The sequence below is a fragment of the Phaeobacter gallaeciensis DSM 26640 genome (assembly GCF_000511385.1).
GTDB lineage: Bacteria > Pseudomonadota > Alphaproteobacteria > Rhodobacterales > Rhodobacteraceae > Phaeobacter > Phaeobacter gallaeciensis.
Map to the genome: position 1 here is coordinate 983,744 of NC_023137.1, position 13,382 is coordinate 997,125.

A 13,382-nucleotide genomic window follows, 5' to 3' on the forward strand; every position below is an offset into this window, starting at 1 on the left:
GCTCCTCAGCCAGCGAGAAGACCAAAAAGAAACCGCCGCACCCGATCAGGATGCGGCGGTTTCTTTATTTCAGGTGAGGGGCCAGATCACATGGTGATCGCGGTCAGCGCCAGGAAGACACAGCCCGACAACAAGGCAGCGGCTGGCACTGTGATCACCCAGGCCGCAGCAATGGTCATGAAATGGCTGCGGCGCACCAGCTTGCGGCGGCGGCGTTCTTCCGGGGCGATGCGCTTGGTCTCGGGCCGCGTGGCGGAGCTGCGCTTCAGGCGGCGTTCCATATGCCATTCACGGAAGAAACCCACGCCAAACACGGCACCCACCGCGATGTGGGTGGAGGACACCGGCAGGCCCAACCAGCTGGCCACAATCACGGTGATCGCAGCCGACAGCGACACACAATAGGCGCGCATCGGGTTCAATTTGGTGATCTGGCTGCCCACCATACGGATCAGCTTGGGGCCGAACAGGAACAGACCAAAGGAGATGCCAAAGGCGCCAATCACCATGACCCAGGTCGGGATCGCCACTTTGGACGCGATATCGCCAAACTCGGTGGTGTGCACAATTGCTGCCAGCGGACCCACCGCATTGGCCACATCATTGGCCCCATGGGCAAAGGACAACAGCGCGGCAGAAATGACCAGCGGGATCGAGAACAGCACCTTCAACGACTTGTTACGGTTCTCCATGCCCTCGGACTGACGCTTGATCAGCGGTGCGGTCACCACATAGGACAGCCCGCCAACCGCGGCACCGATCAGCAGTGCGATTTCCAGATCGATCTTGATGATCCGCTTGAGGCCCTTCAGCGCCAGATAGGAGGCAAAGGCCCCTGCCATAATGCCCACCAGCACCGGCACCCATCGGCGCGCGGCGGCGATCTTGTCGTCCTGATAGATGATCTTGGCCTTGATAAAGGCGAGGAAGCCCGCCGCAATCAGCCCGCCCAGCACCGGAGAGATGACCCAGCTGGCAGCAATCTTGCTCATGGTGGGCCAATTCACAGCCCCAAAGCCAGCAGCGGCGATACCTGCGCCCATGACACCGCCCACAACCGAATGGGTGGTCGAGACCGGCGCGCCGATCCAGGTCGCAAGGTTCACCCAGAGGGCTGAAGAAATCAACGCCGCCATCATCGCCCAGATGAACACTTCGGAGCTGGCAACGCCTGCGGGATCAATGATGCCCTTGGAAATGGTTGAGACCACATCGCCACCCGCGAGCAGCGCTCCGGCGCTTTCAGCGAGCGCAGCGATTACAATGGCCCCGCCCATGGTCAGCGCATTGGCGCCCACGGCAGGACCCATATTGTTGGCCACGTCATTTGCGCCGATGTTCAGCGCCATATAGGCGCCAAAAGCCGCCGCCGCGATCACCACGAAGTTGGACGGCGCCGAGCCGAGAAATACCGCTGCCCCAACACCGGCGAGGGCGATGAAGACCAGCGCGATGCCGGGGGCGACCAGCGGGCGCGACACATAGGAGGTCGCCAGTTCAAGTTGAGAAATCCGGTTAAGATCCCGGTCCAATGTCTTCCACTGTGGTCTCTGCGGTGCGTCGCTCATTGTATCGATCCCGATTCAAAAGTTGCGCACGCGCCTAGCCTCCCCGTTGCAGTCATGCAAGGGTTTTGTCATATTTCCATCGTGGATCTGTTACAATTGGCGCAGCAGCTCGCTCAATTCGGGTTCCGCCACCAGCTCTGCCGCGGCTATCGGAGACATCCACTCACGGGTCCGCTCCGGCTGTTCGGGGTAGTCGTCAGAGAGTTCGGTGACCTCGGCGACATAGACCAGCGTATGGACCGTCTCCTTGGTGCCGTTGTCCTGCAATTTCACATATTCATAGGTGCCGACCGGGTCGCCCTCGATCCGGGCTTCGCGCACGCCGGCCTCTTCCCAGGCTTCCTGAAGCGCGGATTGCGGACCGTTCATGCCCTTGATGGGCCAGCCCTTTGGTACGATCCAGCGACCGGTGCCCCGGCTGGTGATCATCAGAACCTCTTTGCCCTCAGCGCCATCACGACAGCACATAGCGGCGACTTGCAGCCGTTTGGGGCGAAAGAACATTGGCCGGAGATATTCCTCCCAGGCGCTCGACATGATGTGTTTCATTGCTGCTCAGCTTTCTAGCGCCGATCATGAATGCCGGGCGCATTTTTGCTTTGGATCAATCTTGGCATCACGGGGCGGAAATTCAAGAGGTCGGGTTTCGCCAATCGAGGGTTTTTGTGCTGTTTTGGTGAAAAAATCGGCAAGTTTGCGTGGGAAATGCGCGTTTTGACGTCGTTTCACCGTCGGGCGATCTATTTGCTTGGTTTGGCGCGCAACGTCGGATCGGCCTGTGTGGGGTCTTCGGGCCAGGGGTGTTTCGGATATTGCGCCCGCATATCCTTGCGCACATCTGCATAGGACCCGGACCAGAAACCGGGCAGATCGCGGGTGATCTGAATGGGGCGCTGCGCCGGGGACAGCAGCGAGACCTTGAGGGCGACACCGCCCACCGTGGGGTGGCGGGTGACCCCAAACATCTCCTGTAGTCTGACGGAAATCTCCGGCACCTCCTCGGCATAGTCAATCGGGACCTTGCGCCCCAGTGGCGTGGTGAAATGCGGCGGTGCCAGTTGATCCAGCCGTTGCGTCTGCTCCCAGTTGAGCGCTGTGCGCAGCGCGGGCAGCGGGTCAAAGCGTTTCCAGTCCTCGGCGCTGCGCACCCCCGCCAGCATCGGCAGCAACCAGCCTTCCAATGTCTCAAGGAGGGCTGCCTCGCTGAAATCGGGCAGATCCTCCCCCGCAGCGTTCAGCAACCGCACCCGCGCGACAAACCGCGCTGCGGCACCGCTCAGCCGCAGGCCCAGCTCGCGCACGCCCTCCAGCATGGCGGTGGCCACGGTCTCGGCCGGGACATCCTTCCAGATATGATCCTCCAGCACGATGGCGCCCAGACATTGCTGACGACGCGCCACCACCCGGCGGTCGCGCTTCGACCATGTGCAGATCTGCTCCGGTGTGATCTGATCGGCAAATTCGGCGCGCAGCTCCGACAGGGTGATCGGTGTGGCCAGCCGCAGCCGCGCCTCACGGGGGTTGCCGTCGCTATCCAGCCCCACCAGAAACGGGGTCGCGGCCAGGCTGTCCTCTGGCGGCAGCATCGCGCCCTTGCCGCCGGAGAGTACATAGCGGGGCGCATCGCCCTTGCGGCGTTGGCCAATGCGGTCGGGGTAAGCGGCGGCGGCCATCACGGCAGCACTCGCCGAAGCTGAGGGGGTGCCACTGCGGGCCTGCCGCGCCAGTCGCTTGGCCTCTCCCTTGATACGCTCCAGCGTGGGGATGTTCAGCTGATAGCTCCGGCGGCGCTGAAACCCTTTTGCATCGCGCAGCGCCTCCAGTCGCAGCGCCAGATCCACCGGCGCGCCACGCAGGGGGTCGCGTTCTGCCAGCAGCGCGGCCAGCGGCGCCGCATCAGCACCAAACCGCGCCAGCATATGCCCCAGACGCGGATGCAGCGGTAGCTTGGCCAGCGCCTTGCCATGAGGAGTGATCCGACCCTCCCCATCCAGCGCGCCCAGCATTCGCAAAAGCGCCTGCGCTTCCTTCAGTGCGCCCTCTGGCGGTGGCGTCAGGAACGGCAGATCATCCGGTCCCGCCCCCCAGAGCGCCAGTTCCAGCGCCAGGGATGTGAGGTCAGCGGCCTGAATTTCGGGTGGCGGGAAGGCGGCAAGCGCGCCGTCTTCGCCCTTGGTCCACAGCCGGTAAGCCACCCCCGCCGCCACCCGGCCGGCACGGCCCTGCCGCTGGATGGCCTCGGCGCGGGTCACCCGTTCGGTGACCAGTCGCGACATGCCGGAACCGGGATCAAATCGGCTGCGCCTTGCCAGCCCCATATCCACCACCACGCGAATATCCTGAATGGTGAGTGAGGTTTCCGCAATGGAGGTCGCCAGAACCACCTTGCGCAGCTTCGGGTCCGGCTGGATCGCGGCGCGCTGCTCGGAAAAGGGCAGGGCGCCAAACAGGGGGCGCACCACGCAATCGCCTGGCAGCCGAGAGGAGAGCGCGGCAGCGGCCTTGCGGATTTCACCTTCGCCGGGGAGGAACACCAGAATGCCGCCACCCTTGGTCTCGGAGCTGCCATTACCGCCAGACCCTGCGGGTCGGGTCTCGGCCTCGGCGCGCAGCACCAGATCGACCAGCGCATCCAGCCGCCGGGGACCACGTCCGCTGCGGCTGTCCGCTGCCAGCGGTGCCTCCAGCCAGCGCGTCTCCACCGGGTAGCTGCGCCCCTCGGAGGTGACCAGCGGCGCCTCCATCAGTGCAGCCACAGGGGCGGCGTCCAGTGTCGCCGACATCGCCAGCAGGATCAGATCGTCGCGCAGCGCGCCCGCCACCTCAAGGCAGAGCGCCAGGCCAAAATCTGCATTAAGCGAGCGTTCGTGGAATTCGTCAAAAATCACCGCGTCAACGCCGGGCAGATCCGGGTCCGATTGCAGCATCCGCGTCAGGATGCCCTCAGTCACCACTTCGATCCGGGTGTCTGCGCTCACCTTTGCTTCACCGCGGATCCTGTAGCCCACGGTCTGCCCGACCGGCTCGCCCAATGTGTCGGCCATGCGCTCGGCAGCAGCACGCGCGGCCAATCGGCGCGGCTCCAGCATGAGGATGCGCCCTGTACAGAGGCCAGCCTCCAGCATCGCCAAGGGCACCCGCGTGGTCTTGCCTGCACCGGGCGGAGCCTGCAACACGGCGCGTTTGTGGTGCTGTAGCGCAGCAATCAATTCGGGCAGGGCGTCATCAATGGGCAATCTGGTCATGCTGCCTTATCGCCAATGGTGCGGGTCTGGTCCAGCGCCGACCGCACCGGCTTTGTCCTCCTGCGACGGATGCTCTCTGGACAATCGCGGCCCGGCTGCGCCATCAATGCGCGACAGGCGGATGGGAGCGGGAGAGGCCGATATGTCAGCAGCAGACAAACCGAAAGGTGCCACGCGGGGCGCCGTGCCGAATATTGACCATCTGGCCACCCGCATTCTGAACGGCGAACGCCGGGCGCTGGCGCGGGCCATCACGCTGGTCGAAAGCGGACGCGCCGATCACCGCGAGGCCACCACCCGCCTGCTGGAGTTGCTGGCCCGCGAAAACCGCCAATCCCTGCGTATCGGCCTGTCCGGCACGCCGGGGGTGGGGAAATCCACCTTTATTGAAAGCTTCGGCATGATGCTGATCAGTGCGGGTCTGCGGGTGGCGGTGCTGGCCGTGGACCCTAGTTCAACCCGCTCCGGCGGGTCCATTCTGGGCGATAAGACCCGGATGGAGCATCTCAGTCGCGAGAAAAACGCCTTCATCCGTCCCTCGCCAAGCCAGACACATCTGGGCGGTGTCGGGCGCCGCTCTCGCGAGGCGGTGGCGCTCTGCGAGGCCGCAGGGTTCGATGTGGTCTTGATTGAAACCGTTGGGGTTGGTCAATCCGAAACCGTGGTGTCAGAAATGTCCGATCTGTTTCTCTTGTTGCTTGCGCCAGCTGGTGGGGATGAGCTGCAAGGCGTGAAACGGGGCATTATGGAGATGGCCGACATTATTTTGGTCAACAAGGCGGATGGCGATCTGAAGCCCGCTGCAACCCGTACCTGTGCAGATTATGCCGGGGCGCTGCGCCTTTTGCGCAAACGCCCGCAGGACCCGGAGGGCTTCCCCAAGGCGCTGATGGTCTCCGCCGCCACCCGTGACGGGTTGGAGACCGCTTGGGATGATATGCAGACGCTGGCCGACTGGCGGCGCGAAAACGGCCACTGGCAGCGGCGGCGCGGCGAACAGGCCCGCTACTGGTTTGGCGAAGACGTGCGTCAGGCGCTACTGGCCCGGCTGGAGACGCCCTGGGCGCAAGGCCGTATGGCCGATCTGTCAGAAGAGGTCGCTGAGGGGCGCGTCACCCCGGCGGCGGCGGCCAAGGACCTGCTTGCAGGGCTCGGGGTTGGCTGAGCGGTCTGGCGCCGGGCGGTTGACGGGAACCCCACCCGTGGTGGCACCGAAAACCTGTGATCAGCGCTGGATTTCACAGCTGAGGCAGGCTAGAAGGGCGCGAACCTTGGATGCGGAAATAGCCCGTTAGGGGTGTGTGCACAGGTTGTCTCATAAAACCGTTTCATATGGCTTGACCCTGCACGCGATTCCTCCTAAACGCATCCAACCAGTTTTCGGGCGCAGCCAATGGCCGCGCCCCTTGTAATTTGGTGCTCGATTCGAACCATGATCAACGGGCGCCCCAGATACGAAGGATGAACCTATGTCGCGCCGTTGCGAACTGACCGGAAAAGGCCCGATGACTGGCAACAATGTCAGCCACGCCAACAACAAAACCAAGCGTCGCTTTCTGCCGAACCTGAACGACGTGACGCTGCAGTCCGAGACCCTGAACCGTGGCATCAAGCTGCGCATCTCGGCCGCCGCGCTGCGCACCGTTGATCACCGTGGTGGTCTGGACGCCTTCCTGGCCAAAGCCAAGGACGAAGAGCTGTCCAACACTGCGCTGAAGGTCAAGAAAGAGATCGCCAAGGCGCAAGCCGCAGAGGCCTGATCGCCGACCTCCTGGCCCAAGGGCTGGGATAGAGATTTTAAACGCCGTGCATGAAATCATGCGCGGCGTTTTCTTTTTGTCGATGGGGCAGGGGTGGCGTGTTGCCTGCAGCTTTGCCTGCGTCCCTTTTTCGCCTTGCGGCTGCGGGGTCACAGGCGCATATCTCATCACGACATGACCTTGCTGCGTTCATATCTGGCACTGGCCCTGATCGCGTTGATGACCCTCACCGGTATCAGCGCTCAGGCGGGTATGCGCGATGCTGCGGGGCAGATGGTGATCTGCACCGGCACTGGGCCTGTAATGGTCTATATCGATAGCGACGGCCAGCCCGTGTCGCCGCCGATGGAGTGTCCCGAGTGTCTGACCTTCGTCTCGGATTTGGGACTGGCATTGCCGGTCTTGGGGCACAGCACCCTGCCACAAAAACTGCCGCGCGATCTAGCGCAGCGCGCTGAGATCCGGCCTGTGGTGCGGTTGGCGGCCTTTGCTCGGGGGCCGCCGGAATTGGGATGTTCCCGCGCGGTATGACCGCGCTGTTTCTGACCCAAATTCCAAAGCCTACCTATCAAGGATCAAAAACCATGACCTTCAAAACCACGCTCGCCGCCACCTTTGCCGCCCTCAGCTTCGCCAATGCGGGCTTTGCCGCTGACGTCACCGTCACGGATTCCTACGCGCGCGTCTCCTCCAAAGCGGCCAAAAGCGGTGCTGCCTTCATGATGATCGAAAACGCCACCGACAGCGATGACCGGCTGATCGACGCGCGGAGCGATGCGGCAAAGATGGTGCAGCTGCACACCCATAAGGAAGGTGAAAACGGCGTTATGCAGATGCTGCACGTCGAGGAAGGCTTTGCCATCCCGGCGGGGGAAACCCATATGCTCCAGCGGGGCGGCGACCATGTGATGCTGATGGGGCTGACCAAATCGCTGGAACATGGCGACAACGTCGATCTGACGCTGGTTTTTGAAAAGGCGGGCGAGGTCACCGTGACCGTCCCCGTCGATCTGGAGCGCAAGCCTGATCACGGTGCGATGAAACACTCGCACTGATCATCGACCTGATCTGTCATCCTTTGGCCAATCCGCGCTCTGCTGCATGGGTTGGCCATTTTCTTTTGCCGCAGCCACGTTACGGCACATCTCTCAATTGGTGCTGGGTCGCGGTGCAATCTTGAAAGGCGGTCACAATGGCGCAAAACATCCTCTTCGTGTGCCTCGGCAATATCTGTCGCTCTCCGGCGGCTGAAGGCGTTTTCCGTGCACTGTGCCCAGAGGTGGCAACCGACAGCGCCGGTACCGCAGGCTACCATGTGGGATCACCGCCCTATGGGCCGATGCAGGCCGCAGCCAAGGTGCGCGGTTTCGACCTCTCAGACCTGCGCGCCCGACAATTCTCACGCCAGGATTTTGACCGCTTCGATCTGATCGTCGCAATGGATGGTGACAATCTGGCGAATATCGAAGCGCAGCGCCCTAAGGGAGCCACGACGCCGGTCAAACTCTTCACCGATTATGCGCCCGGTCAGGGGGCGGATCACGTGCCGGACCCCTATTACACCCGCGATTTTGAGGGCTGTCTCGATCTGATTGAGGCGGCCGCCGCGGGGCTGACCAAGGCGCTGCGCAACAGCAGTGCAGACTAGGTCTTAGTCTTCCAGCACCTTCAGATCACCCGCCAGCCAGGGCAGGCGCTGCACGGCAGGGTCAATCATATGCCCCTGCACCAGCCGCCGCATGGTCTGCGCCACGTCGCGCGGCACCCGGTCAGCCCAGTCCGCACTGGAAAACAGCGAAATCCGCCGCGAAAAGGCGCCAAAGGGCAGGGGGAAGGCCTCAATCTCATCGTGAAAACGCGCCGCCCGCATATAGCCCAGTGGCGTGGTGATCGCCCAGCCGATACGCCGCGCCACCAGCGCCATCAACGACAGGTGTGAGCCGATCTCGAACCGTTCCTCAAACAACAGTTTCTGCCGCGCCAGATGCGCTTCGATCTGCTGCGAAATCAACTGGCTGCCCTCATAACGCAGGAACGGCAGCGCATTGAGGATATCCATCTCCGCTTCCGGCTTGCGCAGCATTCCGCGCGGCGCCACCAGCATGAAGGGATCCTGCACCAGCGGGTATTCGGTGATCCCCTCGCGCAGGGCACCGGAGGTGGCTGCCACCGCGATATGCAGCTCGCGCGCGTCCAGCGCATCCAGAATGTCGTGGCTGGAGGCGGTGATCATCTTGAAGCGGCAATTGACCAGGCTTTCGGCCAGAGTGGTCGCCAGACGCGGGGTCAGATCATTGTCGAAATCGTCAATCAGCCCAATCGACAGCGTCGAGAGGTGGTTGAGGTCGACAACACTCAGCTCGCTCTGCGCCAGTCGCAGTTCCGTCAGCACCGCCTCTGTTCTGGCCAGGAAGTTGCGCCCCGCCGGGGTCAGCACCATCGGGCGGCGGCCATGGTTGACCAGCTCCGCCCCCAGCGCGCTTTCCAGATTGCGCAGTTGCTGGCTGACCGCAGGCTGGCTCAACCCGGTGAGCGCGGCGGTCTGTGCCACGGATCCGGTTTTGGCAAGCGCCTCAAACACTTCAAGTCCGCGCAGCGTCACCCCTTTCATCAACATATCTGCGGTCCTGCCTGATGTTGCGGGCGCGGTTCTGCGTCCCGTCGATGGGAAGGGAAGGGTGAGGGGCGATGCGGAGCGCTTATCTGGAAGCGGCGGTCCGCGTTGGTGTTTTATAAGATTTCATCTGGGCCAGAGGGGGCGCTATCGCACCCGCCCTGCCACGCCGGATCAGCTGCAAACGCGCGCAGCATTCTCGCCAAAGGATTTGTACCGCTTCCACAGCCGTTCATCCGAGCTGCGGCTCGACTGGCGCACCACCTGGGCCTGATGCGGATCGCTGAACCATTTCGACACGGTCCGGCGTTCGCTGCGGTTGAGGCTGGCATTGGCCACGGACTGAATGCAGCGACACAGCGAGGGTGAGGCGGAGGTGCGGTTGGACTGGCGACAGGCTTTCTCGATCGCGCCGGCCCCGACGGGGGCAGGCATCACCCCGGTGATCATCACGGCACATAGCGTGGCGGTCAGCAGTAGCTTCATCTTCATTGTCCCTAGAAATCTGCAAGTGCTCTGGTCCGAGCGGGTCTGTTGCCCGCGCTTGGGCGGACTATGCCGCAAGCGGCGGGGGCTTTCAATCTAGGTAAACAAGTGGTTGACCCTCGGCGGAAACCCGCCAATGGGGTATCCCGGTTTTTGCGGTCAAGGCGCTGACAGGGCCAGCGCCCCTCCGGTCAGGACTGGTTTGGCCCGCGCAGGGACAGGATCATCTGACGCACGGAGCGCCAATCCTCCGCCTCAGCCGTTTTGCCAGCCTCCTGACAACGCCGCATTTTCTGTGCCACCTCAGCCTCGGCCTTGTCGCCATGGGCAGAGTAGAGCGCACGGGCATATTCGGCAGTTCTGATTGCATCCATATCAAAGTCCTCCTGAGCTGTGGGATCCCCGGCAGCGGGGGCGCGCGTCTCGCGGAATGGCCGCAGTATAGCGCATTTTTAGCCCTCCCGCAGGAGGCCCGCCGAATTTGCGATGTTTTGGCGAGGATGTGCTGAGGGGCGCGCTGAGCGTGGGGACGGGCGGGAGAGTTAATTCAGCCGGGCGGTAGCGTTTTGACAAAGGCCCAAATGGCTTTGGCTACCGATTGCACGCTTTCAGTCTGCGCAGTGACAGTCACGGCGATTGCTCCAGCGGTCCATTTGGCCGTGGCCTTTGCCAGTTCCTTGGATCCTTCGCGGATCATGCCGTCCGCAATCGATCCGCAGTAAGCCGCCATGCGCAGTGAAATGTCCCAGAGCGCCTTGGCGATCTTTTCCAGCTGCAAAGGGGAGGGGGATGGTTTCGCGATTTCCTCCTCCAGCTCCTCAACCTGTTTCCAGATCAGCGCGAGGTCGGTCTGCAAGGCGCGCACCGCTGCATCCTCCAGCGGTGGACCGCCATTGTCGCCGATCAGAGAGGCTGCGGGTGTGTTTTGAACTGCTGTCAGTTGCTCCTTGAGGTTTGCAATTTCCTGTTCCAACTCGTAGCGGCTGCGGATGCGCTCTATCTCGGTAGCGACGGCTTCGGGGCCGGCCTCCCAGATTGCATCGTCAATCAAGGCCACGCGGCGCTGGAGTTCCCAGTCGAGCGGTTGGCCATCGAGGAAACCTTGATACCAGTCTCGCCAGAAGGACCATTCAGCTCTGTTAGACGAAAACAAATCAAATTCTTGCCAAACTGCTATAAGCAACGCCTCTCCCTCGAATGGCGATAATAACTTAGTTTGGAACAACGTCGAAGGCGATAACTTTGCGTCGTGAAATGACGCCGACTGTGCTTTTCTTTTGCATTCAATTTTTTGCCCTTGCGGTACGAGGAAGAGCGCCAGCGTGTCAGCGGCATCCGAAACGGCACGCAAGGCAGGCGTCGAAGCGTTTGGGTAGGTTGAACTCGCAGCGCTGGCTGCAAATCGGGCGGCCAACAGTGCACTGGCAGCGACATTGACCATGGCATCAGCGAGGTCAAGTTCCTCGTGCGGGGCGAGACCAGACTGCATTTGTGAAAGACGTGATGATTGGATTGAAAGGTGGATATCTTCTGCTGTAGCTTCTGCGGCCAAAGCGGCGGTGGAGTGTTCCACAACCTTGGATGCTGGGGTGGCGTGAGCGGTTACAGTAGCAAGAGTTGCTCGAAGGCACGCGAGAAGGGGTATCGAACCATTCTGAAGGGCAGTTCGTTGGTCATTTGGCTTCATCATCGCAAGAGTGCTTCGGAGAACCGAACGCCCAGCTATCGCAGTGCAACAGGGACGGTCCTGCACCCTAAGCCATCTTTGGAAGTCGTTCATATTGGAAATCACTTCACCGCATCCAGTTCTCAATTCGGCGCATCAAAATAACTTAGGCGAAGGCAAAGCGCCCGCTTGACCAAACCCTAAAACCAAATCATATCCCCTTGCATGACAGACTTGGCTCACATCCGCAATTTCTCCATCGTCGCCCATATCGACCATGGCAAATCCACCCTCGCTGACCGGCTCATTCAGGAGACCGGAACGGTTGAGGACCGCGATATGAAGGAGCAGCTGCTCGACTCCATGGATATCGAGCGCGAGCGTGGCATCACCATCAAGGCCAACACCGTCCGCATCGACTACACCGCCGACGACGGGGAAACCTATGTGCTCAACCTGATCGACACCCCCGGTCACGTCGATTTCGCCTATGAGGTCTCCCGCTCCATGCGCGCGGTCGAAGGCTCGCTCTTGGTGGTCGACAGCTCGCAAGGGGTGGAGGCGCAGACGCTGGCCAATGTCTATCACGCGCTGGACGCTGACCATGAAATCGTGCCTGTCCTGAACAAGATCGACCTGCCGGCCTCTGACTGTGACCGGGTGGCCGAACAGATCGAGGATGTGATCGGCATCGACGCCTCCGAGGCGATTCAGGTCTCCGCCAAAACCGGGCAGGGCATCCGCGACACGCTTGAATCCATCGTCCAGCAGCTCCCGGCCCCCACCGGCACCCGCGACGCACCGCTGAAGGCGATGCTGGTGGACAGCTGGTACGACGCCTATCTTGGCGTGATCGTTCTGGTGCGGATCATGGACGGCGTGCTGAAAAAGGGCATGCGGGTGAAATTCATGTCGAACAACACCCTGCATCATGTGGATCGTATCGGTGTGTTCCGCCCCGCAATGCAGGTGGTGGATGAGCTGGCGCCGGGCGAAATCGGCTTCCTCACCGCCTCGATCAAGCAGGTGCGCGACACCCGCGTCGGCGACACCATCACCAATGACCGCAACGGCACCGAGGTGGCGCTGCCGGGCTTTAAACCAGCCCAGCCCGTGGTGTTCTGCGGCTTGTTCCCGGTCGATTCCGCCGAATTCGAAGATCTGCGCGACGCCATCGACAAGCTGGCGCTGAATGACGCGTCGTTCTCCTTTGAAATGGAAACCTCCGCGGCCCTCGGCTTCGGCTTCCGCTGCGGCTTCCTCGGTCTGTTGCACCTTGAGGTGATCCGCGACCGGATTGAGCGCGAATATAACATCGAACTCATCACCACCGCGCCCTCCGTGGTCTACCACGTCTATATGAAGGGCAAGGACGGCGAAGCGGGCGAGATGATCGACCTGCACAACCCCGCCGACATGCCCGATATGTCAAAGGTCGACCACATCGAGGAACCCCGCATCAAGGCGACCATTCTGGTGCCCGATGACTACCTCGGTGATGTGCTGAAGCTCTGCCAGGACCGTCGGGGCATTCAGGAAGACCTGACCTACGCCGGCTCCCGTGCCATGGTGGTCTATGACCTGCCGCTGAACGAGGTGGTGTTTGACTTCTACGACCGGCTGAAATCGGTGACCAAGGGCTATGCCTCCTTCGACTATCAGATGACCGGCTACCGCGAGGACAATCTGGTCAAGATGTCGGTGCTGGTCAACGACGAGCCGGTGGATGCGCTGTCGATGATGGTGCACCGCGACCGCGCCGAAATGCGCGGCCGCGCCATGTGCGAAAAGCTCAAGGACCTGATCCCGCGCCACATGTTCAAGATCCCGATCCAGGCGGCCATCGGAGGCAAGGTTATCGCGCGCGAAACCCTGTCTGCCCTGCGCAAAGACGTGACCGCCAAATGCTACGGCGGCGACGCCACACGGAAGCGGAAACTGCTGGACAAGCAGAAAGCGGGCAAGAAGAAGATGCGCCAGTTCGGCAAAGTGGATATCCCGCAGGAAGCGTTTATTAGCGCTTTGAAAATGGACGGGTAGATA

Annotated in this window: 13 protein-coding genes; 6 read left to right on the forward strand and 7 right to left on the reverse strand. The window is 61.9% G+C overall.

All coding sequences use genetic code 11. From position 1 onward, the window contains the following. Window positions 1-86: 86 nt before the first annotated feature. From GAL_RS04740 to hrpB, 3 genes are all read right to left on the reverse strand, one after another. Window positions 87-1,568, reverse strand: a complete 1,482-nt coding sequence (locus GAL_RS04740; protein ID WP_014875328.1) for an inorganic phosphate transporter — start codon at window positions 1,566-1,568, stop codon at window positions 87-89. Between the two features lie 90 nt (window positions 1,569-1,658). Then, on the reverse strand, window positions 1,659-2,117 hold the full coding sequence (locus GAL_RS04745; RefSeq protein WP_024096443.1) for an NUDIX hydrolase: 459 nt from the start codon (window positions 2,115-2,117) through the stop codon (window positions 1,659-1,661). 191 nt (window positions 2,118-2,308) lie between these two features. Next, the gene (hrpB, locus tag GAL_RS04750; protein ID WP_024096444.1) at window positions 2,309-4,813 is read right to left on the reverse strand and encodes an ATP-dependent helicase HrpB; all 2,505 of its coding nucleotides are present in this window, start codon (window positions 4,811-4,813) and stop codon (window positions 2,309-2,311) included. A 142-nt stretch (window positions 4,814-4,955) separates the two neighbouring features. On the opposite strand from hrpB, the gene meaB reads away from it, so the two are divergent. The 5 genes from meaB to GAL_RS04775 all read left to right on the forward strand — a co-directional run bounded on the left by meaB (window position 4,956) and on the right by GAL_RS04775 (window position 8,221). Then, on the forward strand, window positions 4,956-5,978 hold the full coding sequence (gene meaB / locus GAL_RS04755) for a methylmalonyl Co-A mutase-associated GTPase MeaB (protein ID WP_024096445.1): 1,023 nt from the start codon (window positions 4,956-4,958) through the stop codon (window positions 5,976-5,978). Between the two features lie 304 nt (window positions 5,979-6,282). Next, window positions 6,283-6,573: a 50S ribosomal protein L28 gene (rpmB, locus tag GAL_RS04760; protein WP_024096446.1), complete on the forward strand. Its 291-nt coding sequence runs from the start codon at window positions 6,283-6,285 to the stop codon at window positions 6,571-6,573. Window positions 6,574-6,747: 174 nt separating this feature from the next. Beyond that, window positions 6,748-7,104, forward strand: coding sequence for a DUF2946 family protein (locus GAL_RS04765; protein WP_024096447.1), 357 nt, complete (start codon window positions 6,748-6,750; stop codon window positions 7,102-7,104). A gap of 53 nt (window positions 7,105-7,157) precedes the next feature. Continuing rightward, window positions 7,158-7,628 carry a copper chaperone PCu(A)C gene (locus tag GAL_RS04770; RefSeq protein WP_024096448.1) on the forward strand — a complete coding sequence of 157 codons (471 nt, stop codon included), beginning with the start codon at window positions 7,158-7,160 and terminating at the stop codon, window positions 7,626-7,628. A 137-nt stretch (window positions 7,629-7,765) separates the two neighbouring features. Continuing rightward, window positions 7,766-8,221 carry a low molecular weight protein-tyrosine-phosphatase gene (locus tag GAL_RS04775; protein ID WP_024096449.1) on the forward strand — a complete coding sequence of 152 codons (456 nt, stop codon included), beginning with the start codon at window positions 7,766-7,768 and terminating at the stop codon, window positions 8,219-8,221. A 3-nt stretch (window positions 8,222-8,224) separates the two neighbouring features. Here GAL_RS04775 and GAL_RS04780 read toward each other — a convergent pair whose 3' ends face one another. From GAL_RS04780 to GAL_RS22420, 4 genes are all read right to left on the reverse strand, one after another. Further along, window positions 8,225-9,190 carry a LysR family transcriptional regulator gene (locus GAL_RS04780; protein WP_024096450.1) on the reverse strand — a complete coding sequence of 322 codons (966 nt, stop codon included), beginning with the start codon at window positions 9,188-9,190 and terminating at the stop codon, window positions 8,225-8,227. A 171-nt stretch (window positions 9,191-9,361) separates the two neighbouring features. Continuing rightward, entirely contained in the window at window positions 9,362-9,673 is a 312-nt protein-coding gene (locus tag GAL_RS04785; protein WP_024096451.1) for a hypothetical protein, read from the reverse strand. Window positions 9,674-9,864: 191 nt separating this feature from the next. Continuing rightward, window positions 9,865-10,047 carry a hypothetical protein gene (locus GAL_RS04790; protein WP_024096452.1) on the reverse strand — a complete coding sequence of 61 codons (183 nt, stop codon included), beginning with the start codon at window positions 10,045-10,047 and terminating at the stop codon, window positions 9,865-9,867. 173 nt (window positions 10,048-10,220) lie between these two features. Continuing rightward, window positions 10,221-11,246 carry a hypothetical protein gene (locus GAL_RS22420; RefSeq protein ID WP_145957942.1) on the reverse strand — a complete coding sequence of 342 codons (1,026 nt, stop codon included), beginning with the start codon at window positions 11,244-11,246 and terminating at the stop codon, window positions 10,221-10,223. Window positions 11,247-11,564: 318 nt separating this feature from the next. Between GAL_RS22420 and lepA the strand changes: the two genes are divergently transcribed. Next, window positions 11,565-13,379 (forward strand): translation elongation factor 4, encoded by a 1,815-nt coding sequence (lepA, locus tag GAL_RS04800; protein WP_024096454.1) that lies wholly within the window; start codon window positions 11,565-11,567, stop codon window positions 13,377-13,379. Window positions 13,380-13,382: the final 3 nt, after the last annotated feature.

Bases quoted from the DNA above. Each gene is read 5' to 3' on its own strand.
- GAL_RS04740 (WP_014875328.1), bottom strand. From the start codon at position 1,568: ATGAGCGACGCACCGCAGAGACCACAGTGGAAGACATTGGACCGGGAT.
- GAL_RS04745 (WP_024096443.1), bottom strand. From the start codon at position 2,117: ATGAAACACATCATGTCGAGCGCCTGGGAGGAATATCTCCGGCCAATG.
- hrpB (WP_024096444.1), bottom strand. From the start codon at position 4,813: ATGACCAGATTGCCCATTGATGACGCCCTGCCCGAATTGATTGCTGCG.
- meaB (WP_024096445.1), top strand. From the start codon at position 4,956: ATGTCAGCAGCAGACAAACCGAAAGGTGCCACGCGGGGCGCCGTGCCG.
- rpmB (WP_024096446.1), top strand. From the start codon at position 6,283: ATGTCGCGCCGTTGCGAACTGACCGGAAAAGGCCCGATGACTGGCAAC.
- GAL_RS04765 (WP_024096447.1), top strand. From the start codon at position 6,748: ATGACCTTGCTGCGTTCATATCTGGCACTGGCCCTGATCGCGTTGATG.
- GAL_RS04770 (WP_024096448.1), top strand. From the start codon at position 7,158: ATGACCTTCAAAACCACGCTCGCCGCCACCTTTGCCGCCCTCAGCTTC.
- GAL_RS04775 (WP_024096449.1), top strand. From the start codon at position 7,766: ATGGCGCAAAACATCCTCTTCGTGTGCCTCGGCAATATCTGTCGCTCT.
- GAL_RS04780 (WP_024096450.1), bottom strand. From the start codon at position 9,190: ATGTTGATGAAAGGGGTGACGCTGCGCGGACTTGAAGTGTTTGAGGCG.
- GAL_RS04785 (WP_024096451.1), bottom strand. From the start codon at position 9,673: ATGAAGCTACTGCTGACCGCCACGCTATGTGCCGTGATGATCACCGGG.
- GAL_RS04790 (WP_024096452.1), bottom strand. From the start codon at position 10,047: ATGGATGCAATCAGAACTGCCGAATATGCCCGTGCGCTCTACTCTGCC.
- lepA (WP_024096454.1), top strand. From the start codon at position 11,565: ATGACAGACTTGGCTCACATCCGCAATTTCTCCATCGTCGCCCATATC.